This is a genomic window from Campylobacter estrildidarum, assembly GCF_005406205.1.
Taxonomy (GTDB): domain Bacteria; phylum Campylobacterota; class Campylobacteria; order Campylobacterales; family Campylobacteraceae; genus Campylobacter_D; species Campylobacter_D estrildidarum.
This window is the reverse complement of sequence record NZ_NXLZ01000003.1, coordinates 108,736-131,573: the sequence shown is the minus strand read 5'-3', so window position 1 is coordinate 131,573 and position 22,838 is coordinate 108,736. Positions and strand designations below refer to the sequence as shown.

General features: G+C 29.4%; 25 protein-coding genes. 10 read left to right on the top strand and 15 right to left on the bottom strand.

Annotation, left to right across the window (positions count from 1 at the left end):
* Positions 1 to 109: 109 nt before the first annotated feature.
* Positions 110 to 646, bottom strand: coding sequence for an iron transporter (locus tag CQA69_RS02765; protein ID WP_137620299.1), 537 nt, complete (start codon positions 644 to 646; stop codon positions 110 to 112).
* On the bottom strand, positions 643 to 2,712 hold the full coding sequence (locus CQA69_RS02760) for an FTR1 family iron permease (protein WP_137620298.1): 2,070 nt from the start codon (positions 2,710 to 2,712) through the stop codon (positions 643 to 645). The genes CQA69_RS02765 and CQA69_RS02760 overlap by 4 nt, the downstream gene beginning before the upstream one ends.
* A 234-nt stretch (positions 2,713 to 2,946) precedes the next feature.
* On the opposite strand from CQA69_RS02760, the gene CQA69_RS02755 reads away from it, so the two are divergent.
* The 6 genes from CQA69_RS02755 to map all read left to right on the top strand — a co-directional run bounded on the left by CQA69_RS02755 (position 2,947) and on the right by map (position 7,561).
* A complete protein-coding gene (locus CQA69_RS02755; protein ID WP_137620297.1) occupies positions 2,947 to 3,129 on the top strand; it encodes a YjfB family protein in 183 nt (60 codons plus the stop codon).
* A gap of 125 nt (positions 3,130 to 3,254) precedes the next feature.
* On the top strand, positions 3,255 to 4,403 hold the full coding sequence (gene nhaA, locus CQA69_RS02750) for a Na+/H+ antiporter NhaA (protein WP_137620296.1): 1,149 nt from the start codon (positions 3,255 to 3,257) through the stop codon (positions 4,401 to 4,403).
* Positions 4,400 to 5,569, top strand: coding sequence for a Na+/H+ antiporter NhaA (gene nhaA, locus CQA69_RS02745; protein WP_137620295.1), 1,170 nt, complete (start codon positions 4,400 to 4,402; stop codon positions 5,567 to 5,569). Before nhaA (CQA69_RS02750) ends, nhaA (CQA69_RS02745) begins: the two co-directional genes overlap by 4 nt.
* 10 nt (positions 5,570 to 5,579) lie before the next feature.
* On the top strand, positions 5,580 to 6,053 hold the full coding sequence (locus CQA69_RS02740) for a C40 family peptidase (protein ID WP_137620294.1): 474 nt from the start codon (positions 5,580 to 5,582) through the stop codon (positions 6,051 to 6,053).
* Positions 6,050 to 6,793: a glutamate racemase gene (murI, locus tag CQA69_RS02735; RefSeq protein ID WP_137620293.1), complete on the top strand. Its 744-nt coding sequence runs from the start codon at positions 6,050 to 6,052 to the stop codon at positions 6,791 to 6,793. Before CQA69_RS02740 ends, murI begins: the two co-directional genes overlap by 4 nt.
* A gap of 9 nt (positions 6,794 to 6,802) precedes the next feature.
* Complete coding sequence (gene map / locus CQA69_RS02730) at positions 6,803 to 7,561, top strand: type I methionyl aminopeptidase (RefSeq protein WP_137620292.1); 759 nt, start codon at positions 6,803 to 6,805, stop codon at positions 7,559 to 7,561.
* Positions 7,562 to 7,572: 11 nt separating this feature from the next.
* Here map and CQA69_RS02725 read toward each other — a convergent pair whose 3' ends face one another.
* The 13 genes from CQA69_RS02725 to dnaG all read right to left on the bottom strand — a co-directional run bounded on the left by CQA69_RS02725 (position 7,573) and on the right by dnaG (position 19,565).
* The gene (locus tag CQA69_RS02725) at positions 7,573 to 8,073 is read right to left on the bottom strand and encodes a flagellar FLiS export co-chaperone (RefSeq protein ID WP_137620291.1); all 501 of its coding nucleotides are present in this window, start codon (positions 8,071 to 8,073) and stop codon (positions 7,573 to 7,575) included.
* Between the two features lie 60 nt (positions 8,074 to 8,133).
* The gene (locus CQA69_RS02720; protein WP_137620290.1) at positions 8,134 to 8,727 is read right to left on the bottom strand and encodes an ABC-type transport auxiliary lipoprotein family protein; all 594 of its coding nucleotides are present in this window, start codon (positions 8,725 to 8,727) and stop codon (positions 8,134 to 8,136) included.
* Positions 8,727 to 9,611 (bottom strand): MlaD family protein, encoded by an 885-nt coding sequence (locus CQA69_RS02715; protein WP_137620289.1) that lies wholly within the window; start codon positions 9,609 to 9,611, stop codon positions 8,727 to 8,729. The genes CQA69_RS02720 and CQA69_RS02715 overlap by 1 nt, the downstream gene beginning before the upstream one ends.
* 2 nt (positions 9,612 to 9,613) lie before the next feature.
* Positions 9,614 to 10,336: an ABC transporter ATP-binding protein gene (locus CQA69_RS02710; RefSeq protein ID WP_137620288.1), complete on the bottom strand. Its 723-nt coding sequence runs from the start codon at positions 10,334 to 10,336 to the stop codon at positions 9,614 to 9,616.
* A complete protein-coding gene (locus tag CQA69_RS02705; protein ID WP_137620287.1) occupies positions 10,336 to 11,448 on the bottom strand; it encodes an ABC transporter permease in 1,113 nt (370 codons plus the stop codon). The genes CQA69_RS02710 and CQA69_RS02705 overlap by 1 nt, the downstream gene beginning before the upstream one ends.
* Entirely contained in the window at positions 11,432 to 13,348 is a 1,917-nt protein-coding gene (gene tkt / locus CQA69_RS02700) for a transketolase (protein ID WP_137620286.1), read from the bottom strand. The genes CQA69_RS02705 and tkt overlap by 17 nt, the downstream gene beginning before the upstream one ends.
* A gap of 9 nt (positions 13,349 to 13,357) precedes the next feature.
* Positions 13,358 to 14,197 (bottom strand): polyprenyl synthetase family protein, encoded by an 840-nt coding sequence (locus tag CQA69_RS02695; protein WP_137620285.1) that lies wholly within the window; start codon positions 14,195 to 14,197, stop codon positions 13,358 to 13,360.
* Entirely contained in the window at positions 14,194 to 15,288 is a 1,095-nt protein-coding gene (locus CQA69_RS02690) for a PDZ domain-containing protein (protein ID WP_137620284.1), read from the bottom strand. Before CQA69_RS02690 ends, CQA69_RS02695 begins: the two co-directional genes overlap by 4 nt.
* On the bottom strand, positions 15,285 to 15,590 hold the full coding sequence (locus CQA69_RS02685; protein ID WP_137620283.1) for a YbaB/EbfC family nucleoid-associated protein: 306 nt from the start codon (positions 15,588 to 15,590) through the stop codon (positions 15,285 to 15,287). Before CQA69_RS02685 ends, CQA69_RS02690 begins: the two co-directional genes overlap by 4 nt.
* Positions 15,583 to 16,869: a UDP-N-acetylmuramoyl-L-alanyl-D-glutamate--2,6-diaminopimelate ligase gene (locus CQA69_RS02680; RefSeq protein ID WP_137620282.1), complete on the bottom strand. Its 1,287-nt coding sequence runs from the start codon at positions 16,867 to 16,869 to the stop codon at positions 15,583 to 15,585. The genes CQA69_RS02685 and CQA69_RS02680 overlap by 8 nt, the downstream gene beginning before the upstream one ends.
* Positions 16,853 to 17,401, bottom strand: a complete 549-nt coding sequence (locus CQA69_RS02675) for a histidine kinase (RefSeq protein WP_137620281.1) — start codon at positions 17,399 to 17,401, stop codon at positions 16,853 to 16,855. Before CQA69_RS02675 ends, CQA69_RS02680 begins: the two co-directional genes overlap by 17 nt.
* Positions 17,388 to 17,660 (bottom strand): NifU family protein, encoded by a 273-nt coding sequence (locus tag CQA69_RS02670; RefSeq protein WP_137620280.1) that lies wholly within the window; start codon positions 17,658 to 17,660, stop codon positions 17,388 to 17,390. Before CQA69_RS02670 ends, CQA69_RS02675 begins: the two co-directional genes overlap by 14 nt.
* Before the next feature lie 84 nt (positions 17,661 to 17,744).
* Complete coding sequence (gene dnaG, locus CQA69_RS02665) at positions 17,745 to 19,565, bottom strand: DNA primase (RefSeq protein ID WP_137620279.1); 1,821 nt, start codon at positions 19,563 to 19,565, stop codon at positions 17,745 to 17,747.
* A 69-nt stretch (positions 19,566 to 19,634) separates the two neighbouring features.
* Here dnaG and CQA69_RS02660 point away from each other — a divergent pair, with 69 nt between their 5' ends.
* The 4 genes from CQA69_RS02660 to aroC are packed head-to-tail and all read left to right on the top strand — an operon-like array spanning position 19,635 to position 22,797.
* On the top strand, positions 19,635 to 20,621 hold the full coding sequence (locus tag CQA69_RS02660; RefSeq protein WP_137620278.1) for a tetratricopeptide repeat protein: 987 nt from the start codon (positions 19,635 to 19,637) through the stop codon (positions 20,619 to 20,621).
* Positions 20,608 to 21,048 (top strand): ribonuclease HI, encoded by a 441-nt coding sequence (gene rnhA / locus CQA69_RS02655; protein ID WP_137620338.1) that lies wholly within the window; start codon positions 20,608 to 20,610, stop codon positions 21,046 to 21,048. Before CQA69_RS02660 ends, rnhA begins: the two co-directional genes overlap by 14 nt.
* The gene (gene rnc, locus CQA69_RS02650) at positions 21,035 to 21,712 is read left to right on the top strand and encodes a ribonuclease III (RefSeq protein ID WP_137620277.1); all 678 of its coding nucleotides are present in this window, start codon (positions 21,035 to 21,037) and stop codon (positions 21,710 to 21,712) included. The genes rnhA and rnc overlap by 14 nt, the downstream gene beginning before the upstream one ends.
* Positions 21,709 to 22,797 (top strand): chorismate synthase, encoded by a 1,089-nt coding sequence (aroC, locus tag CQA69_RS02645; protein ID WP_137620276.1) that lies wholly within the window; start codon positions 21,709 to 21,711, stop codon positions 22,795 to 22,797. The genes rnc and aroC overlap by 4 nt, the downstream gene beginning before the upstream one ends.
* The last annotated feature ends 41 nt before the right edge of the window (positions 22,798 to 22,838 follow it).

Below are 22,838 nucleotides of genomic sequence, written 5' to 3'. Positions count from 1 at the left end.
TTTTGTATAAAGATTTTTAAGATATTAAAATTAATCAAGATTTTATTTTTTAAAGAATAAGAAGTATTTTTAGAAATTCTATTATTAAGAATTTCTAAAAATTTGGGAATTATTTAGGTGTGCCTGTGTATTTAAATTTGTAATCAACTTTAAAAGGTTCAAACCATTTACCTACGCCAGTTTCTTCATCAACATGGCGTCCAAATCCTTGTTTTTCAGGATTTGAAATATAAAAAGTGAGTTCATAATTACCCACTCCAAAACCACCTTTTTTGTCTTTTTCCATAGCGATATTAGCACCATAATGAGGACCATCATCCGCAACCATAGGCATTAAAGTTCCGCGTTTAATGGCTCCAGTATCCGTATTTTTAAGTTCATAAGCTATGGTTAGATAAGGCATCCAAAATCCTTCAGGAAAGCCATTAGGATTATTTTTAGTTGCGTGAATATCTGCTTCTAAGTGAATATCTGCTAAAGATGCTGCAAGATCAATTCCTCTTGGTTCCATTTCGATTGGTTGAAGATAAACAGCGGCTATTTCCATCCCATTTAATTCTTTTGGATCGCCAATTGGCACTTCACCTGCAAAAAGATTGATACTTGCAATCGCTGCTATAGCAACGCTTGATAAAATTTTTTTCATTTTACTCCTTTTTTTGAAATTTGTTTTGTGATTAAAATACCAATGATTAATAAAATTAAGACTATAAATTGAGGAATTAAAGTTTCATAGTAAGGATAAATTCCAAGCCATAATATAGGTTCAAAATTCATAGGAACTAAACTAGGAAGGATGATTTTTCCTTCTATAAGCTCTGCTATACCCTTGCCTGTAAAAACAAATACCATGTAAAAGATTATATAAGAGGTGATATAAAAAAATTGCTTAACAGGGATGCGAATAGCTCCTGCTTTTAAAAGAAAATATAAAACAATTAAAATTAAAATTCCAAGTCCAAGTCCCCCAAATATAGCACTTAAATCCGTACTGGTTTTTGCATCAAAAAGCAAAGCTTGATAAAAAAGAACCGTTTCCGCACCTTCTCTATAAACAGCTAGAAAAACGGTAATCCAAAGTGTTTTTGCGCTATTGTTTGAAATAGCATCAATTGCACCTTGCTTGATAAAACTAGCCCATTTTTTATTTTGTGCGTTTGAAAGCAACCAAAATCCAACATAAAATAATAAAAGAACAGCTATAAGCATAGTAATGCCTTCTATAAGTTCTCTACTTTGCCCCGCATTTTCTTTAAAAAGCCAAGAGACAGCAAAAGCTGTAATAAAGCTGAGTATGATTCCGGTAAAAAGTGCGCTATAGGCTATATTGAGGCGATTTTTATTACCACTTTGAACAAGATAAGATACGATAGCAACAACGATAATTAAAGCTTCTAAACCTTCGCGTATGATAATTCCTAAAGCCCATATAAAAAGAGAATAAGGCGTAGAATCTTGAATTTTATCTATGCCTTGCTGGATGAATTTTTCTAATTCATCAAAAGTAGCTTTTAGCTCTTTTTTATCGGCGCTATTTTTGATTAATGCAACGCTTTGAGAAAATAAACTTTCAATTTTTAATTTCAAATTACTATCTACCGCCCCTATTTTGTTTTCCATTCCACTAGCTTCAAAAATGTCTAAATAAGTATTTTGTAAATCATTAATAGCTGAAATATTAAAACCATCATAATTATTTAAAATTTCATTTAAAGCAAGTTTAATATCATCTCCTACTTTAGCATAATTTTTTCCTTGATTTTCATTATTAAAACCTTTTAATTTTAATTTTGAAAGTTCTGAATTTGGAATTTGTAAAAATACATCAAAAAGCTGCTCTTCTATATTGTCTAAATCATCTCTTAGTTTTTTTTCATCAACTTTTTTTTCATCAACTTTGCGTATCAAAGCTCTTAGAGCTTGTTGAAATTTTTGATCATTTCCTGCCTTGGTAAATTTACTGATTAGAATTTCAACTTTTGTATTACGATAATCATTAAATAAAGCATCATTTAATAAATTTTTACTTTCATCATAATTTCCGTTTTTAAAGGCATTTGCAGCCAAGGTAAATTTAGTGGAAATATTATCAAGAATAAATTGTAATCTTGCATCCATAGAAGCTGCTGCCTGAAGATCTGAATCAATGCTATTTTCTTTAATATTTGATGCGGTTGTATTAGGATTAGTTTTACTTTGATTAAGCTCGCTCGTTTTTACTCCCATTATTTGAGCAATTAAATTTTCGGCATCAGCTTCTCGTTTAGCATTAGCTTCTAAGCTAGACTTTTCTGCAGCTGCCTTATCGTAATTTGTTTCACTAGCTTCTGCTTTTAGCCTGTATCCATTTTGTAATATAGGAGCAATTTCGTCTAAATCATAATAAAGACTATCAATAAGTGCATTGATTTGTTCTAAAGGAGCTTTTTCTTTATACATACGACGCAAATTAACAAATTTACGCTCCATTGTAATAGCTTTTCGACCTATATTTCGACCTATAGGACCCTCCATATTTTCAAAATGTTGAAAATATGCATCTTCGCTTAGTTTTTTTGCACCTTGGTTGTCTCCTTGTTTGTATAAAGCAAGACTTTGTTTTAATATATTTTTAATAGTATTAGATTCGGTTACATAATCATCAATTTTTGCAAATGCAGAACTTGTTAAAAAGAATACAAGACTAAAAAATACAACCTTAAAAATTTTCATCTAAATCTTATTTCCTTAATTTTGTTTTATATAATGAAATGATTTTATAAAAATAATATTTATTATCAATAAAGTATAATATCAATAATCTTAAATAAGACTAAAATAATATAATTTTTACCAAAGATTATCATGATTTATAAAATATTTTTTAAAGGTGTTAATTTTTAAGAAAAAATTCCGATATTAGTTAAGTGTCTTTTATAAGACTATATTTAAAATAAGGAGGAAAGTATGATTTCAGATGCAACCATGAGTAATGCGAACTTATTGACAGCGGTTAATACTTCTGTATTAAAAAAATCTATGGATACAAATGAAACATTAATGAGTAAGCTTATTGAAGGTATGGAGAATGTCTCTGAAGCCTCCGCTCCACAAGCTTCTAGCTCTAGTGGTTTGGATATTTACGCTTAAATATCTTAATTTTTAGGATGTAGTTTTACATCCTAATTCTCACCCAAAAATAATTATTTCTTTAGTATTTTTTGCTATAATCCGAATTAAAATCCATAAAGAACAAAATTCCTTTAGGAGTATAAATGCATATTATAAAAAAAATAATTTTAAGTGAAACTTTTCCTGGAATTTTGCTAATATTTTTTACTTTTTTAGCTTTGTTTTTTAAAAATTCCTTTTTAAATCCAATCTATACAGATCTTTTTCATGCTAATTTTACAATAGGGTTTGATCATTTTAAAATATCAAAACCTTTAGAACTATGGATAAATGATGGTTTAATAGCTATATTTTTTCTTTGTATAGGACTTGAGTTAAAATATGAAATTTTAAGAGGACAACTTAAAAATATAAAATCAGTTTCTTTGCCTTTATTTGGAGCTTTAGGAGGTATGATACTTCCGGCTTTGATTTTTACTTCGATCAATCATCCTCATGAATTTGCCATGCAAGGTTGGGCTATTCCAACAGCTACCGATATAGCATTTGCTGTAGGGATTTTAATGCTTTTGGGAAATAAAATTCCATCTAGCCTTAAATTATTTTTACTTTCTTTAGCGATTTTTGATGATTTGGGTGCGATTATTATTATTGCATTATTTTATACCGATCAACTTTCATTTTTAGCAATGGTTATTTGTCTTTTATGTATTTTAGTTTTATTTATTTTTAACTATTTTCATATTACACATTTATCCTTATATGTTTTAATTGGAGTAATTTTATGGGTAGCAATGCTTAAGAGCGGGGTTCATGCTACTTTAGCAGGGGTTATCATAGCTTTGTTTATACCTTTAGATACTCCAAATAAAAAACCTTATTTGCATGAGGTTTTAAAAGATTTAAATCCTTGGGTAGTATATTTTATTTTACCTTTATTTGCCTTTGCAAACGCTGGGGTTGATATCAAAGATATGGATATCAGTGCTTTGTTTTCGCCTGTTAGTCTTGGAATTGTGCTAGGTTTATTTTTAGGAAAACAACTAGGAGTTTTTTCTTTTTGTTATATTGCTATTAAATTCAAACTTGCAAAACTTCCCGAAAATATTAAATATTCTAAATTTTATGGAGTTTGTATTTTAACAGGTATAGGTTTTACTATGAGTTTATTTATCGATGGTTTAGCTTATAAAAATAGTGATATTTTTGAACACGCGGATAAACTAGCTATTTTATCAGCAAGTTTTTTAAGTGCATTGGTTGGTTTTATATATCTTAAGATAATTAAATGAATGATATATTTTGCAAATTAAAAAAAATATTTTTAAGTGAAACTTTTGGTGGAATTTTGCTCATTATTTCTACCATATTTGCTTTATTTGTGCAAAATGGATTTTTTAGCGAGCATTACCGAAATCTTCTTAATTTAAAGGTAGGGTTTAGTGTAGGCGAATTTGAGCTTAATAAACCTTTTTTGCTTTGGATCAATGATGGATTAATATCAATTTTTTTCTTTGCGATCGGACTTGAGCTTAAAAAAGAATTTTTACATGGAGATTTTAAAAATCCTAAAAATATAATATTACCTTTTATAGCGGCCTTAGGTGGGATACTTGTTCCTGCTTTATTTTTCACTTTAATCAATATAGGAGATGTTTATACACTTAAAGGTTGGGCTATTCCAACAGCTACAGATACAGCTTTTGCTTTAGCTATATTGATGATGTGTGGTAAACATATTCCATCAAGTTTGAAATTTTTTTTACTTTCTTTAGCAATTTTTGATGATGTGGGTGCTATTTTAATTATCGCAATTTTTTATACCACTGAACTTTCTATTTTTGCTTTTACTGTAGCTGCAATTACTATTTTTATAATGTTTATATTAAATATTTTAAAAATTACGCGAAAATCTTTTTATTTCATTTGTTCTTTAATTCTTTGGATTAGCGTTTTAAAAAGCGGAGTTTATGCTACTTTAGCAGGGATTATCACTGCTTTTTTTATTCCTATGGCTACCAAAGAAGGAAAACCTTTTTTAGAAGAAATTTATGAGAGTTTAAAATTTTGGCTCACTTTTGTTATTTTACCTTTATTTGCCTTTGCAAATGCTGGGGTAAATTTATCAAATATTGATCTAAAGGCTATTTTTTCAGGAGTGAGTATAGGAATATTTTTCGGACTTTTTATAGGAAAGCAATTGGGAGTTTTTGTCTTTTCTTATTTTGCTATAAAATTTAAATTAGCCAACTTACCTCAAGGGTCTAATTTAAAACAACTTTATGGAGTTTGTATTTTAACAGGCATTGGTTTTACTATGAGTTTATTTATTGATGGTTTAGCTTATGAAGTAAGTGATATATTTCATTATGCGGATAATCTTGCTATTTTAATAGCTTCATTTTGTTCAGGAATTTGGGGCTTTATCTATCTTAGATTTTTTGCAAATCGTGCTTAAAGGAAGTTTAATGATACAAATTTTTTTTATTTTTTTGACCTTATTTTTTATTACTGGATGTAGCTTTTATCCTAATTTTGCTTTTATGGGAAAAACAAATTATCATTCCTCAAACGCAGAATCTAAACTAAAATCAATTGCTTATGAATGGAGAAGAACTCCTTATGTTTTAGGAGGTACTACAAAAAGAGGTGCGGATTGTTCAGGCTTTACTCAAAAAGCTTTATTAGAATTAAATACAAGAATTCCAAGAACAACTACCACTCAATTAAATTCAGGTATAAGAGTTTCTAAGTCAAATTTAAAAACTGGAGATTTGGTTTTTTTTAAAACAGGTAGAGGGCCAAATGGTATGCATGTTGGAATTTATACAAGTAGAGGAAAATTTATACACCTTTCTTCTAAAGGTGGAGTTAAGGAGGTTAGCTTGAGTAATTCTTATTGGAAATCACGTTATATAGGTGCTAGAAGATATATAAGATGAAAATCGGTGTTTTTGATAGTGGCGTAGGAGGACTTAGCGTCTTAAAATCTCTTTATGAGGCAAATTTATTTGATGAAATAATTTATTATGGAGATACTGCGAGAGTTCCTTATGGAGTGAAAGATAAGGATACAATTATTAAGTTTTGTTTGGAAGCGTTGGAATTTTTTAAAAAATTTCAAATTGAAATGCTTATAATAGCTTGTAATACTGCAAGTGCTTATGCTTTAGATGTATTACAAAAGAATGCTAATATTCCCATATATGGAGTTATAGATGCTGGAGTTGAAGCAACAAAAAAAGCACTCAAGTATAAAGATGAGAAAATTTTAGTAATTGCTACAAAAGCGACTATAAATTCACAAGAATATCAAAAACGTCTAATCGAACAAGGTTTTACTAATATTGAAGCTTTAGCGACTGGACTTTTTGTTCCTATGGTTGAAGAGGGTATTTTTGAGGGAGAATTTTTACAAAGTGCTATGAAATATTATTTTGAAAAAGTTCAAACTCCCGATGCTTTAATTCTTGCTTGTACTCATTTTCCTTTTTTAATGAAATCTTTGAGTAATTATTTTGGTCAAAATACAAAATTAATCCATTCAGGTGATGCTATAGTTGATTTTTTGAAAGAAAAAGAAAAATTAATTTATAAAAAAGATAAAGCTCTTTTGCATTTTTATGCTTCAAGTGATGTGCAATCTTTAAAAAATACTGCTAAAATTTGGTTAAATTTATAAGGATAAATCATGATAGAATTAAAAAAACCTGCCGAAATAGAAAAACTTAGAAACGCAAATCAAATCGTTGCAAAAACTTTGGATTTTCTAGAAAAAGAAATAAAAATTGGAATGAGTTTAAAACAAATTGATCAAATGGCAGAAGAGCATATATTAAGCTTGGGTGCCAAACCTTCTTTTAAAGGACTTTATGGCTTTCCAGGTGCAATTTGTACTTCTTTAAATCAAGTTTGCATCCATGGAATTCCTGATGATAAAATTCTCAAAGAAGGCGATATTTTAGGCATAGATGTCGGCGCAATGCTTGATGGGTATTATGGAGATGCTGCTAGAACTATTGCTATTGGTAAAATTTCTTCTAAGGATGAAGCTTTGATTGCTTGTGCTAAAGATGCTTTGTATTATGCAATTGATATTATTAAAGATGGAATGCGTTTTAAGGAGCTTTCGGCTGCGTTGGGTGAATTTATTACTTCAAGAGGTTTTGTTCCATTGCGTGGGTATTGCGGACATGGAATAGGTCGGAAACCTCACGGGGAGCCTGAAATTTTAAATTATTTAGAAAAGGGAGCTAATGCAAAAAGCGGACCTAAGATAAAAAATGGAATGGTTTTTTGCATAGAACCTATGATATGCCAAAAAGATGGCACTCCAAAGCATTTTAATGGAAAATGGGATGCGGGCAGTGCTGATGAGTTAAACACTGCACATTATGAACATTGCGTAGCGGTTATTAATGGGCGAGCAGATATTCTTTCTGCTTTATGAAACAGCTTTTATTATCTAAAAAGATTTTTAAAATCTGTAGTTGAATTATACATTCCAGTGTTATCTATACTTTGACCCATAACAATAGCATTGGCTAGATCAGCTAAAATATTTTTTATTTCATCTCTTTTATCTTGAATATATGCTAAAACTCCTTCATATCCAGCTTTTTCTAAGATTAAAAGAGGATTTGAAATTTCAAATTCAAAAAGTTTTTTGCCAACATATACGTTAAAAATATTTCCAAAAAGTGCAGTTCCCATGAAAGAACAATTTTGGATAAGTTGCGAAGTGGTTGCATCTAGAGTGCGTTTTTGTAAATCATCGATTTTTTCATCAAGTCTTTGAGTAATGCTTTGTTCAATTTTTTTAAGCGAGAGTTCAAGTATTTGTAAAGCACCAATAAAATCATTAGCATCATTTATTTGAGAGCAAATTTGATTGGCCTTAAATTCGCCAACTCCTTCCACTTCTCCCAAATGTTTTTTTAATACATCTAATTCATTTTTCATTTTTTTGCCTTTCAAAAAATTATTACTAAATTTTATTAAAGCAAAAAGTGTTCCTATTTTTTAATTTATATTAGAATTGATCCATAAAACAATATCTTTGGTTAAAGAATTTAGACCTTTGTCAAAGGCTTTATAAACACCTTGAATATCTTTTTCATCAATATTTTGTTTGGTGCTAAAAAGACGATGAGAAATGGTTTTATTTTCTTTTGCGTCAATTAAATTCACGCTGATTGTAATCTTTGCATAATTTTGCTCAAGTTTAATAATCTGTTCAAAAGATTCAATTCTACTTTCAAGAATATAATCAGACTCTAAAGAGCTTTCTTTAAAAATCACAGCTTTGAATATTTTAGCTTGTTCTAGTTTGGATAAAAGCAAAGATTGATAAAAATTGCTTGGCAAATCCGCCCAAAAATAATAAGCATAAGAATTGCCCATATTATTTTCTATATATATAATTGATTTTGAATTAAGATATAAGGGTAAATAAGCATTTTTAATTTTTAAAATTTTATCTATTTTTTTAAAAACAATATTAGATGGAATTTCATTGTTTTTTAAAATAAACATTTGAGTTTTATCAACTTGACTATTAATGGAACATCCATAAAAAATAAAACTTAAAATAAATATATATAAATACTTTTTCATTATCTTTCTCCAGGTCCTAGTTGAGGTTTTTCTTGTTTAAATAAAAGATCAGATGGGCTTTTTTGTAGATTTTTAATTAAAAGTTCGCTTTCTAATAAAACTTTTTTTAAGAGTCCTAAATTTTGTTCAATATCTTCATCATAAGAGTCCATTTTTAAATTGGCTTTTTTGGCAAAAGAATTTAAAGCAATTGCCCCTTCTTTAATGCTTTTTAAAATTTCATTAAAATTTTTAGCCGCAAGACTTATATTATCTGCCATTTGTCCTAATTTAAAACTTGCATTTGTAATATTTTGACTCATTTTTTGTGAGTTTTGATTAAGGTTAATGCTAACTTGGGCTAAATTTTTTAAAATGAGTTCTAAATTTTTTAAATTTTGCTTACTTAAAAGTTCTTTGGTTTTATCATCTGCTGTTTTAACTAAAGAAAAAATATGTTCGCTTTGTTTATCTATGGCGGTAAAAAAACTTTCTTTAAATTGGATTATAGGCGGTTTATTTTTGTTTTTACTGATTAATTTTGGACTATCTTTACTTCCACCTTGCAATTGAACAAATTTAAGCCCCGTAATTCCTTGTAATTGCAAAGTTGCGAAAGTATCTTGTTTTATAGGAGTATCTTTTTTTACTTTAATCAGTATTTCAACTCCTAAATCTTGCTGTGTATTAATGCTAATATTTTCTACGCTTCCAACTTCTACACCTAAAAGTCTTACTGGCGCTTTAATGCCAAGGCCGGCTACAGATTCTTGCGTTTGAATTTCATAATATTCAAAGCTTTCATCCTTAGCATATCCTCCAAGCCAAAGTATAAATGCCAAACTAGCAAAAAACAATCCAAAGACAAAAATCCCTACAAAAAAGTAATTAGCTCTATTTTCCACTTTTACTCCATAAATCTTTTTAAAAGTTTTTCATTTTGCATTTTAAGTTCCTCATAAGTCCCATAAAATCCCACTTTTTTATTTTCTAAAATGATAAAACGATCAAGCAAGGTTTTCATACTGTCTTTATCATGAGTTACCAATACAATGCTAAGATTAAAAATTTGTTGTAATTCTAAAATAAGCTCATCAAATTCTCGGCTACTATGTGGATCTAAACCTGAAGTAGGTTCATCAAGAAAAAGCAATTTGCTATCTAAGGCTAAAGCTCTTGCAATGGCCACTCTTTTTTGCATTCCTCCGCTTAGTTGGCTTGGAAATTGCCTTAAAACACTTTCATTTAATCCAACCATTTTAAGCTTCATAAGAACTAATTCTTTGATGGAAATTTCATCCAATTGAGTGTATTCTTTTAAAGGGATAGCTATATTTTCATAAACATTTAAAAAACTAAAAAGAGCAGCAAATTGAAAAACCACTCCCCATTGTTTTTGTAAATTTAAAGCATTTTTTTCACTGATATTTTTAAGCTTAAAGCCTAAAATTTCATACTCTCCTTCATCAAAGTGTTCTAAAAGTAACATTTGTTTGAGTAAAACGGATTTGCCACTCCCGCTTCCACCCAAAATGCCAAAAATTTCATTTTCTTTAACTTCAAAATTGATTTTATTGTGGATTATTTTTTGATCAAATTTGGTCGTGATATTATGTGCTTTAATAACCATCAAATTCCGGCCATAGTTAAAATAATCGAAAATAAAGCATCAAATGCTATCACCCAAAAAATAGTACTTACAACACTTTTTGTGGTATAAATTCCTATGCTTTGTGTGGTATTTTTTACCTTAAAACCATTAAAACAGGCAATTGAACCTATTAAAAATCCAAACATCGGAGCTTTTGCAAGACCTATGATGATATGCTTTAATTCGACTGCTTCTTTAAAGCGTCTTATAAATTCTGAAAAAGAAATATCAAGGTTTATTTTTGCAACTATCATTCCACCTAAAATACTTATAGCATCGCTTAGAGCGACTATTAAGGGCATAGAAATGATCAAGGCTATAACACGAGGGATAATGATAAAATCAAAAGATCTAAAGCCCATTGTATTCATTGCAGCGATTTCATCTGTTATTTTCATCACTCCAATTTGTGCCGTGTAAGAACTCGCACTTCTTCCAGCTATTATAATAGCTGTGATCAAAGGAGCAAGTTCTCTAGTGGCTGAAATTCCTATTAGATCAACAATAAAAATATTAGCCCCAAATTGTGCCAATTGGTAAGCTGCTTGATAAGCAAGAACAACTCCTATTAAAAAAGCAGTTAAAATGACAATAGGTAAAGCGTTAAATGCTGAATTTTCTATATGATATAAAAAAGATACGAAGCGGAAATTTTTAGGATTTTTAAAACACAGCAAAAGGCTGATGAAAAAAGCACCTATAAAATTGATAAAATCTCTTAAAATTATTAAAAAGTTGATAATTAGTATCCCTAAAGATGTAAATAATTCTTTAAAGCTGATCTTATTTTTTTGCACATTATTATCTATTCTTTGATAGTTTTTTTCACAAAGTTGGAATAGTTTTTGAAAACGCGAGTTTAAACCTTGCTTTGATATTGTAATATTATTTTTTTTAAGATCAAATTCTAAAGCTAAAAAAAATCTCACTCCAGCCATATCAATTTTTTCTAAATTACTAAAGTCAAAAATATAGTTTGCATTTGAAATTTGAGATAAAAAATTGTGGATCTTTAATTTTGCAACACTTGTTTTATCCCAAATTCCAAAAATCAATAATTTATCTTTTTGAAATTTAAAATTTGCATCCATTTTGTTTTTCAAGTATAAAATTTAAAAGTTTAGAAGTGCTAAAGCCAAAGTATTCAAATACATCTTTTTCTTTTCCACTCTCTCCAAAACTTTCAATACCATAAACTCTATGACAAAATTTATAAAGTTCATTAGAATTTGCTGCTTCAACCCCTATAACTTCTCCTTGCAAAATTCTTTTTTTGTAATCATTTTCTTGCTGATCAAAAAGTTCAAAGCAAGGCATCGAAGCGACATTGCAGGCAATATTTTGTTTTGCAAGTTCATTGGCAACATCTAAGCAAAGTGAAACTTCGCTACCGCTAGCAAGTAGAGTAAATTTAGGATTGGTGTTTTCTTTTAGCAAATAAGCTCCATTTTTAACATCCCCAAAGACTGGTTCACTTAAAGCTTTTAGTTTTTGACGTGAAAGCACAAAAGCACTTGGTATGTCTGCGTTTAGAGCTATTTTCCAAGCTTTAACATTTTCAATCCCATCTGCAGGTCTAAAAGTCAAGAAATTAGGCATAGCTCTAAAAATACTTAATTGTTCGATAGGTTGATGCGTAGGACCATCTTCTCCCACTCCAATACTATCATGAGAGAAAATAAAGAAATGTTTGATTTTCATTAAAGCTGCAATTCTAGCAGCAGGTTTTAGGTATTCACTAAATATAAAAAAAGTTGCTGAAAAAGGTAAAAATAAGCCATAGCGCGCAAAGGCATTATTAATAGCTGCCATTGCATGTTCTCTTATGCCAAAATGGATATTTTTTCCTTCTACAAAATCTCCCATTTCGTGAAGTTCTGTTTTATTTGAAGGACCTAAATCCGCACTTCCGCCTAAAAAGCCTTCTAAATTTTTAGCTAAAATATTTAAAATTTCGCCATTACTGTCTCTTGTGGCAAGATCTTTGCCTTTAAAATCGGGATATTGTATTTTACTAAAATCAGGCTTTAAAAGCTTTTCTAAGAGTTCTTTTTTTTCTGAATTTTTAAGTTTTTCTTTCCATCTCGCTTCTTCTAAATCCCCAAGTTCTATAGCACTTTCAAAGCGAATTTTTGCTTCTGGTGGAATTTGAAAGGTTAAATTTTTATCAAAACCTATTTTTTCTTTAGCTTCTTTTACAATATCTTCTCCTAAGGGTGCACCATGGCTTTTATGGCTTCCTTCGAGCTTTCCAGCACCTTTAGCAATGGTTGTTTTTGCAATAATAAGGCTTGGTTGTTTAGAATTTTTTGCTTTTTTTAAAGCTTTATCAATCTCTTCAAAATTGTGTCCATCGATATCTTGAACTTCAAAACCTTGAGATTTAAAACGCAAGGCAACATCTTCATTAAAGGCAAGACCTACATCTCCTTCTATAGAGATATTATTGCTATCATAAATGAGTATTAAATTATCTAGTTTATGAAGTCCTGCTAAAGAACAAGCTTCATAAGAAATTCCTTCTTGTAAATCTCCATCACCACAAAGACAATATACTTTATGATCAATAAGATCTTCTCCAAGCATTTTTTTGGCTTTTTTAGCAGCCATAGCAAACCCAACAGCGTTTGCCACACCCTGTCCTAAAGGACCCGTTGCAATTTCAATACCTGGTGTTGTGATTTCTGGATGCCCAGGAGTTTTAGAATGAAGTTGTCTAAAATTTTTTAAATCATCTAAACTTAAATCATAACCGCTTAAATGCAAAAAACTATAAATTAAAGCACTAGCATGGCCACCTGAAAAAACTAATCTATCGCGGTTTATCCAATTTGGATTTTTAGGATTGTGCTTTAAATGATAACTTAAAACACTTAAAATATCAGCTAGACCTAATGCAGCACCAGGATGACCAGAATTTGCTTTTTCAATCATATCTGCACTTAAAAATCTTAAAGTATCTGCTTGAATTTTTAGAAATTTTGCATCCATTTTCAACCTTTATAAATATTGTGTTATAAGATTTTCAATCATTTTTGATATGTTTTCATCTAAATCGATCAAATCATTTTTGCAATCTTGAATCAAATCATTTTTGTAATTTATAGCTTCTTGAAGTCCTAATAAATTCACAAAAGAATTTTTATGTGTATCGTGATTTGTGGGTTTTCCACTCTGTTCTTCACTCATAGTTGCATCAATAATATCATCATTGATTTGGAAAATCAAACCTAATTTTAAACCGATATTATAAATCTTTTCACTTTCTTTTTCATTTAGTTCGCAAATTTCACAACCCATTTTTAAAGATGCAGCTATAAGCCTTGCAGTTTTATGAATGTGTAAAAATTTAAGTTCATCTAATTTGAGTTTTTTATCTTCAAAATAACAATCAATAGCTTGACCTATAATCATTCCATTAATACCCGCATTGTAAGCTAAAGTACGGATTAGATTGATTTTGATCTTTTCTTTTAAATTTAAATTACTTAATAATAAAAAAGCTTCTGTGTTTAAAGCATCTCCAACTAAAATAGCTGCAGTTTCATCATAGCTTTTATGTAGAGTAGGGGCACCTCGTCTAAAATCAGCGTTATCCATAGCAGGTAAATCATCATGAATAAGAGAATAAGTATGGATAAATTCTAATGCTAAGGCTGCATCTAAAGCATTTGAAATGAGCTGTGGCGTTTTGCAATTGACTACACCTAAAAGTAATTGCGCACGAAAATGTTTTCCTCCTGCTTTTAACATTGCTTGCAAAGCTTCGTTAAAAAAAGGATGAAAACTTTCTATATATGGCAAATGTTCATTTAAATGCTTGATAAAAATTTCTCTCACTTTTTAAGCCTAATAAAAAATTGAAAATTTCCATCTCCATTTGTATTGATATTGCCAAGCAAATTATCATTAAAGTTATGTAAAGGCAGCTTAGAACTTTTTCTTTGAATTAAAATATTAAAATCATTTCCTCCAGCTAGTATGGTCTGTAAGTTTTTAAAATCTTTAACTATAGCATTATTGACGCGTAAAATTTTATCGCCCACCATAAATCCAGCTAAATCAGCTTTAGATTTTGGATCAACTTTTGTAACAATCAAGGATGAATTAACACTTAAGCCTAAATTGCTTCTAAAATTTGTTGGTTTTACTTTCGGTTTAGTGTTTGGGAGATTAAACATACTTATGTCTTTTGCAAAAACTTCAGTTGAAATGTTTAAATCTACATTATCTCTTAAAACTTGAAAATAAAGAGTACTTCCAGGATCTGCAAAAAGGATTTTTTCATTTAGTTTTCTTAAGCTTTTAACAGGGGTTCCATCTACACTTATCACTTCATCATTAATTAAAAATTGACCATTTTTACGAATTTTATTAACATAAATCTTATTCTCTCTTAGTGCAAAATCTACACCTATATCCCCCCAATAAACATCGTTATATTTCATAAAGTGTTTTAAATAACGATTTCCTATAAAAGAATTATCATCTAAAGCAATACCCATCATCTCGCAACAAGCAGTTCCTAAAAGTCCTATTTTTGTATTAAAATCAAGCTGATCTCTTTCATTAATGTTTTGAGCTAAATATTTAATATGACCTATATAAGGTTTATTTGGATCCCAAACTCCTACCCAATCATTACGAGTTAATTTTTCTTCATCTCCCATAGGCGTAGGAATCAGTGAAAAGTCAGTTCGAACAAGATAAAGATTTAAAAAAGGATCGTATTTTACATATTTGTTCAATTTTGCATTAGGTAGTTTCAAAACAGCCAGTAAATTTTCACTCAATACAAAAGCAGGAAGTCCCTCGTAATTAAACATACTAGCTTTATTTCTTTCATAACCTGCGACAAAATCTTCAAAAGTAGGGCGTTCTATGGCTTGCCCGATCATTAAAAAAGCGATAATACAAAATAAAAATCTCATAATTTTCCAAAGCCTCCTAAAACATCATTAGTTATATGATTGCGATTTTGTGTAACCATAGCTAAAACATCATTGATAGCAGATATAAGTAAAATTTGCATCGATTCTTTGTCCTCAAGCAATGAATCATCAATACTTACATCAATAATTTCTCCTTTTCCATTTGCACTGACTTTTACAAGCCCCCCGCCACTTTTTGCACTAAATTCTTTATTGGCAAGTTCTAATTCTATATTTTTTGCTTTTTCTTGAACTTGATTTAAAAGTTCTCCCATTTTAGAAAAATCTATATTTTCAAACATTACTCGTCCTTAAAATTTCATTTACAACAAGTTTATCACTAAAGGGATGTTTTACACCTTTAATTTCTTGAGTATCTTCATCACCTTTGCCTAATATTACTACCAAATCGTCTTTTTCTTTAAGTTCTAAAGCTTTTTTAATCGCTTCTTTTCTATCTTCAATCATCAAAGCTTTTTTTGGTTCTTTAAAACCGCTTGCAATTTCTTCGATTATGGTTTTTGGATCCTCATCACGTGGATTATCACTTGTAATGATAGCAGTTTTTGCAAAATGTTCTACAATTTTGCCCATTAAAGGTCGTTTGGTATGATCTCTATTACCTCCTGCTCCAAAAACCACAATAAGTTTTTTATTTTTAAGTGTGTCGAGCACTTTTTCTATACCATCAGGTGTATGAGCAAAATCAACGATAACTCCATCAGCAACCTGTTCTACTCTTCCGCAAACTCCCCCAAAATTGCTAATCGCTTTTTCTAAATTGATTAAATTTGGTTTCACAAGTTCATTTACACAAGCACTTGCGGCTAAAAGATTATAAAGGTTAAAAAGTCCTAACATAGGTGATTCTATATGAAAACTTACATTTTTAATCATAACAATTGCCTCAATTCCATTTTCTAAAGAATAAGCTTTGATTTGATATAAAGAAGGATTTTCTATCCCATAAGTGAAAGCGTTTTTTACATTGAATTTGATTGCTAAAGCGTCTTTATTGATAAATTTTAAACTTTCATCTGTAAAAAAAAGTTCTTTAGCTTGTTTGTAATTTTCAAAGGTTTTATGAAAATCTAGATGATCTTGAGTGATATTGGTGAAAATTTTTGCTGCAAATTTTAAACCCTCGATTCTATTTTGCACTAGAGCGTGAGAGCTTACCTCCATAACAAAAAAATCACATTTTTTTTCTGTAGCTATTTTTAGGTATTCTAAAGTTTTTAAAATCGCAGAAGTTGTGAGAGATTTTTGATCAATTTGTTCATCATTTATAAAAGCACCACGAGTTCCACAAAGACCACAATTATATCCTAAATCAAGTAGTATAGAATAAATTGCCGCTGCAGTGGTTGTTTTTCCATTTGTTCCAGTAATACCGATGATTTTTATATTTTCATCAATATTAAGCAATTTTTTACATTCTTCAACATCAATAATCTTGCATTCTTTTTTTAAGGCTTCATTTTCAAATCGTTTGTTTTGCTCTGTTGTTAAAAAAAAGCAATTTTTTTCACATTCTAGGGTATTATCTGTAATGAATGAATTTTCAAGCTTGATTTTCACTTTTAAATCCTATAAGTTTTTCTTGAATTCTTATAAATTTTTCATTGGCCCAAAAATGAGCAAGAACATTTTCTATATAATTTAAAGTCATATCTTTGTAACCATTATCTACCAATTTTTCTAAAAAATCTAAAAAATCATCACGATTGTCAATGACTAATTTAGTACTATTTATAACATTTTCAAAACTCTTTTTAAAACCGATTTGCTGTTCGCTTTTTAAAAAATCTTGATAATTTAAAGCGTGACCATCTTCGAGTTCATTTTGTGATTTTTTTTCATTTTGAGCTTCTATAGTTTTAAAAATTTCTTCAAAATCTTTATCGATTTTACTTACAGAGTAATGTTCTAAATAAAATTCAAAAAGCAAAATAGCTTCTTTAGGAAACTTCAAAGCCAAATCACAAAGCAAGATAAAATTAAACAAACGTTTATTTTTGCGTTTTTCATAGGCTAGAGAAAAATATACTTTTGCTGCTTTAAAATCTTTTTTTAAAAAATGTTCAATACCGAGTTTTTTATAATTTTGCAAATTCTTCTGCCCCGCCATTTAAATTTACGATGGTAATTTCTGGATGAATATCGATTTTAAGTTGTCTTTCAAGTCCGTATTTTAGAGTTGTGCTACTTGATGCACAACCTTTGCAAGCACCGATTAAATGCACATAAACTACTCCATTTTTAATCCCCAAAAATTCAAGCCCACCTCCATCACGTTCTAACATAGGAATGCTTTTTTCTAAGCTCGATTTTACAGGATTTATAAGTTCTTCATCGCTAAAAGGCATCATCAAATCAATCCTTAAAAAAATTTCTATACTTTAGCGTGATTGTGTTTAAAAAAAGGTAAATTAAATACTTTTTTATTATTTAACTTAAAAAGGTTCTTCATTGTATTCTTGCGTGGAATTGATATTTAACTCTTTTGTGCCAAATTTTTTAAAAGAAAAAATTCTATTTAAGTTTTTAAATAATTCTTCTAGCTTTACTTCATCTTTTTCATTTTTTATTAAAAATAAATATTCTTTTAAAAAAGTCAAACATTCTTTTTCTTTTAAATTTTTATTTAAAATATGAGAGCTTTTATCAATTAAAGTGAAAAGTTGTTTTTTTAAAGCCAAAGTTGAGCTTGTAATATCGATATGATTTAAAAAGGCTAAATTTACTTTACAAATTCCAAATAAAAATTCATTTTCGCTTAAATTTTTTCGGATATTTTTTTGTTCTAGTTCTCTTACTTCACTATCTTCATAGCCTTTTTTTTCTAAAATTTTTTCTAATAAAATTTTATGTTTAAAGCAAATACTATCGCTAATTTGTTTAAAAAATTCGTGCATATTTGGATTATTTTTTAAAAAATTAAGAATTTCAAGTTCTGTAATATGAATTTTTGCATTTGGAATTTCTAAGTAGTTAAGGTTGAAATTTAAACTTCTATTTTGCTTGGAATTTTTCGTTAAGATTACAAGTTTTTCTTCAACTCCTAGAAGTTTTGAAACTAAGTTTGTATAAGAATTTGCTATTAAAGGCTCAAGATTAAAGGTATATTTTTGCACACTTTCTAAAGCTTTTTGTTTATCAAGTGCAGAATCGAGCGAAAATTCTGCTATTATACGCCTAATATAGAATTCTCCAAGCTCTATGCCTTTTTCGAGTATATCATAAAGTTTTGCATTTTGGTTATTAGCAACCAATTCAGCAGGATCTTTCCCACCTTCTAAAAGAGCGACTTTTCCATCGATTTTGTGAATGCTTAGTAAAAAAGCTGATCTTGTAGCAGCTCTTAATCCTGCTTCATCATTGTCAAAACAAAGTATCACTTTAGTTTCATAGCGGCGGATTAAAGGCAAGTGATGCTCGGTTAATGCGGTTCCAAGAACGGCTACCGCATTATTAAAGCCTGCTTTATGAAAAGCAATTGCATCCATATAGCCTTCGCAAATTATCATTTCCTTTTTTGCACTGATAGCATCTTTGGCTAAATGAAAGGCGTAAAAAATTCTACTTTTATCAAAAAGCATATTTTGAGGAGAATTGACATATTTGGCCATTACGTTTGGATTGATAGTTCTTCCACCAAAGCCTACAAGTGTATTTTTTTGATCATAAATTGGAAAAGTAATACGCCATATAAAACTCGCGTAAATTTCACCTTTTCCATCTTTTTTTAAAGCCCCAACAGCTAAAGCATCTTCAAGCGATATATTTTCATTTTGCAATAATCTTACGCTTTCTTCGCTTGATTTTGCAAAACCTAATTCAAATTTAGCAATATCTTTATCGTCTAATTTTCTTGAGTAAAGATAGTCTAAAATTTCTTTATGATGCGAAAGATTGTTTTTAAAATAAGCATTTAATTTAGGCAATATAGTTTTTAAATCTTTTTTGTTTTCATTTTTTTCTTTGGTATAGCTTAGTGTAAAATTACAAAGACTAGCAACTTTTTCTACCGCGTCAGAAAAATTCAGCTTTTCATAATCCATTACAAATTTAAAAGCATCTCCACCTGCTTTACACGCAAAGCAATGATAAAAACCTTTTTGAGCATTAATATGCATAGAAGGATTTTTGTCTGCGTGAAATGGACATACGCAAACAAAGCTAGAGCCTTGTTTTTTTACTTCAATGTAATTTTCAATTATATCAACAATATTAAGTCTTTGGGATAAATTTTCTATACTTTCTTTAGATATCATTTTAAAAACCTTAAATAAAATTATACAAAGATTTAGCTATAATTTGGCATAAAATTTTAAAGAGAGTTTATGGATTTTTTCTTTGTAGAATACAGAGATCCTTTAGTGGGACTCATTATTTTGACTATTTTAATCTTTGTTGTTGCTGTAGCAAATTATGCTTGGAAAGCTTTTGCAAATAAAGACGAAGAGCAAAAGCTTGAAAAATTCATTAAAAAATTTGAAATAGATAATGCGCATAAAGATTTGTTAAGAAATGAGAGATTAAGTTTTGGAAATTTAAGTTTTTTAGCTGATATTTTTACAAAGAGTGGAGAATTTGAGAAAGCGACCCAAATTTATTTGATTGCACTTGAAAAAAGTAAAGATAAAAATGAGCAAGAATTTATTTTTATAGCTTTAGCAAATATTTATTTTAAGGCAGGATTTTTAGAACGAGCTAAAGAGGTTTTACTTCAAGCTTTAAAGCTTCGTCCAAGAAATATAGAGGCTTTAAAGCTTTTAAAAATTGTATATTTAAAATTAAAAGCTTATAAAGAAAATTTAGAGATTTTGGAATGTTTATTTGAACTTGGAGAGGATGTAGAAAAGGAGCAAGAATTTATTAAAGCTTTAAATTTGCAAACTTTAAATTTAAGCGATGAAGAAAAAAAAGAAAAACTTTTAGAGCTTCAAATAAAAAATAATCCTATGTTAGGGCGTTTAGTTTTTGAAAAATATCATTTATTTATAGAACAAAATTTTAATCACATTTATGATCTTCTTTATAAAGAAAAAAAAGCTTTAAATTTGCAAAATGAAGAATTTTTAGAGTTTTTTTATGCTTTAGGTTTTATTCAAGAAGATAAAATTCCAAATCATTTTGTTTTTCAAAATTCAAATTTTAAAATGTTTAAAATTTTACGTGATAATTCTTTTAAAACAAGACTTGAATTTTCTTATCGTTGTATGGAATGTAAAAATATTATGCCTTTATTTTTTTACCATTGTCCTATGTGTTATGAATTTAACACTTGTAAGATTATTTGCGAAGTGAAAAATGATGAAATGTGTTGAAATTTATACAGATGGATCTTGTCTTAATAATCCAGGTTTTGGAGGATGGGCGTATATAGTGCGTTATAAAGAACATCAAAAAGAGGGTTTTGGATCGGAAAAAAATACTACAAACAATAGAATGGAGTTAATGGCTATTGTCGAGGCTTTAAAAATTTTAAAAGAACCTTGCAAAATTAAGCTTTTTACGGATTCAAATTTAATGGTTCAAAGTATCAATGAATGGCTTAATGATTGGATTAAAAAAGATTTTAAGGGTAAAAAAAATGTGGATTTATGGAAAGAATATTTAACATTAGCAAAATCACACCAAATTCAAGCCTTTTGGATCAAGGCACATAATGGACATATAGAAAATGAAAGATGCGATACTTTAGCAAGAGAAGCTGCTTTAAAATTGCAAAAGGAAAGCGATGAAAAATATTGAGTTATTAGAACAGAATCTAGGCTATCAATTTAAAGATAAAAATCTTCTTATTCAAGCACTCACTCACAAAAGCTGTAAAAAATCTTACAATAATGAGCGTTTAGAGTTTTTAGGGGATGCGGTGCTTGATTTGATCGTAGGGGAGTATTTATTTCATAAATTTGGAAAAGACGCTGAAGGCGATTTGTCAAAATTAAGAGCCGCTTTAGTGAATGAAAAATCTTTTGCAAAAATCGCCGATAGTTTAAATTTAGGTGATTTTATTTTTATGAGTGCATCTGAAGAAAATAATGGAGGAAGGCAAAAGCCTTCCATCCTTTCTGATGCTCTAGAAGCGATCATAGGATCTATTCATTTAGAATCAAGCTTTGAATGTGCAAGAAATATTGCTTTAAAACTCATAGAAAATAATTTTCCAAAAATTGATGCAAAAAATTTAATCAAAGATTATAAAACAAGACTGCAAGAGATCACTCAAGGCACCATAGGACAAACTCCAGAATACGAAACACTGCGTGCTTTTGGGCCCGATCATTTAAAACAATTTGAAATTGCTTTAAAATTAGAGGGAAAAGAAATTGCAAGGGCTATTGCAAAAAGCAAAAAAGAAGCTCAGCAAATGGCAGCAAAAATTGCACTTGAAAAATTGGAAAATTTATCATGAATACCTTTGGCACAAGATTAAAATTTACAAGTTTTGGAGAGTCTCATGGAATAGCTGTGGGTTGTGTGATAGATGGAATGCCTGCTGGGATTAAATTTGATGAGGAATTTTTACAAAATGAACTTGATAAACGCAAAGGTGGAAATCAATTTTCAACCCCAAGAAAAGAAAGCGATAGAGCACAAGTCTTAAGCGGAGTTTTTGAAGGATATACCACAGGTCATCCTATAGCCATAGTTGTTTTTAATGAAAATGCACGTTCTAAAGATTATGATGATTTTAAAGATGTATTTCGCCCTGCACACGCTGATTTTACTTATTTTCACAAATATGGCTTGAGAGATTATAGAGGTGGTGGAAGATCAAGCGCTAGAGAAAGTGTTGCTAGGGTAGCTGGGGGCGCTGTATGTGCTATGCTTTTAAATGAATTTGGTATTTGTGTTCAAAGTGGAGTTTTTGGAGTAGGAAATTTAATTTCAAATTTAAATGAGAATCAATTTGATTTTAATTGGGCTCAAAAAAGCGAAATTTTTTGTCTTGATCCTAGCTTAGAAAATGATTTTAAAGCAGAAATTTTAAATGCAAAAAAATCTAAAGATAGTATAGGTGCAGCAGTTTTTACAAGGGTTAATGGAATGATAAAAGGACTTGGAGAAGTTCTTTATGATAAATTAGATTCTAAACTCGCTCATGCTTTAATGGGGATTAATGCTGTTAAGGCAGTGGAAATAGGCGAAGGGATTAATGCAAGCAAAATGTATGGATCTCAAAATAATGATATTTTAAAAGATGGTAAATTCTTAAGTAATCATAGTGGGGGTATTTTAGGCGGAATTTCAAATGGAGAAGATCTTATTTTAAAAACTTATTTTAAGCCTACTCCTTCTATTTTTAAAAAGCAAGAAAGTATGGATCAGTTTGAAAATAATGTGAAATTAGAATTAAAAGGCAGGCACGATCCTTGCGTTGGTATACGAGGAAGTGTTGTGGTTAATGCTATGGTGCGTTTGGTTTTGGCTGATTGCTTACTTTTAAATGCGAGTGCAAATTTAAACAATTTAAAAAATATTTATGGATTAAAATAAAAAAAGCCTACTTAAAAAGTAGGCTTTTATAGCAATATTTT

Bases quoted from the DNA above. Each gene is read 5' to 3' on its own strand.
- CQA69_RS02720 (WP_137620290.1), bottom strand. From the start codon at position 8,727: ATGAAAAAGTATTTATATATATTTATTTTAAGTTTTATTTTTTATGGA.
- aroC (WP_137620276.1), top strand. From the start codon at position 21,709: ATGAATACCTTTGGCACAAGATTAAAATTTACAAGTTTTGGAGAGTCT.
- CQA69_RS02690 (WP_137620284.1), bottom strand. From the start codon at position 15,288: ATGAGATTTTTATTTTGTATTATCGCTTTTTTAATGATCGGGCAAGCC.
- CQA69_RS02725 (WP_137620291.1), bottom strand. From the start codon at position 8,073: ATGAAAAATGAATTAGATGTATTAAAAAAACATTTGGGAGAAGTGGAA.
- nhaA (WP_137620295.1), top strand. From the start codon at position 4,400: ATGAATGATATATTTTGCAAATTAAAAAAAATATTTTTAAGTGAAACT.
- nhaA (WP_137620296.1), top strand. From the start codon at position 3,255: ATGCATATTATAAAAAAAATAATTTTAAGTGAAACTTTTCCTGGAATT.
- CQA69_RS02710 (WP_137620288.1), bottom strand. From the start codon at position 10,336: ATGGTTATTAAAGCACATAATATCACGACCAAATTTGATCAAAAAATA.
- map (WP_137620292.1), top strand. From the start codon at position 6,803: ATGATAGAATTAAAAAAACCTGCCGAAATAGAAAAACTTAGAAACGCA.
- CQA69_RS02755 (WP_137620297.1), top strand. From the start codon at position 2,947: ATGATTTCAGATGCAACCATGAGTAATGCGAACTTATTGACAGCGGTT.
- CQA69_RS02685 (WP_137620283.1), bottom strand. From the start codon at position 15,590: ATGTTTGAAAATATAGATTTTTCTAAAATGGGAGAACTTTTAAATCAA.
- CQA69_RS02765 (WP_137620299.1), bottom strand. From the start codon at position 646: ATGAAAAAAATTTTATCAAGCGTTGCTATAGCAGCGATTGCAAGTATC.
- murI (WP_137620293.1), top strand. From the start codon at position 6,050: ATGAAAATCGGTGTTTTTGATAGTGGCGTAGGAGGACTTAGCGTCTTA.
- tkt (WP_137620286.1), bottom strand. From the start codon at position 13,348: ATGGATGCAAAATTTCTAAAAATTCAAGCAGATACTTTAAGATTTTTA.
- CQA69_RS02740 (WP_137620294.1), top strand. From the start codon at position 5,580: ATGATACAAATTTTTTTTATTTTTTTGACCTTATTTTTTATTACTGGA.
- rnc (WP_137620277.1), top strand. From the start codon at position 21,035: ATGAAAAATATTGAGTTATTAGAACAGAATCTAGGCTATCAATTTAAA.
- CQA69_RS02760 (WP_137620298.1), bottom strand. From the start codon at position 2,712: ATGAAAATTTTTAAGGTTGTATTTTTTAGTCTTGTATTCTTTTTAACA.
- rnhA (WP_137620338.1), top strand. From the start codon at position 20,608: ATGAAATGTGTTGAAATTTATACAGATGGATCTTGTCTTAATAATCCA.
- CQA69_RS02670 (WP_137620280.1), bottom strand. From the start codon at position 17,660: ATGATGCCTTTTAGCGATGAAGAACTTATAAATCCTGTAAAATCGAGC.
- dnaG (WP_137620279.1), bottom strand. From the start codon at position 19,565: ATGATATCTAAAGAAAGTATAGAAAATTTATCCCAAAGACTTAATATT.
- CQA69_RS02705 (WP_137620287.1), bottom strand. From the start codon at position 11,448: ATGGATGCAAATTTTAAATTTCAAAAAGATAAATTATTGATTTTTGGA.
- CQA69_RS02660 (WP_137620278.1), top strand. From the start codon at position 19,635: ATGGATTTTTTCTTTGTAGAATACAGAGATCCTTTAGTGGGACTCATT.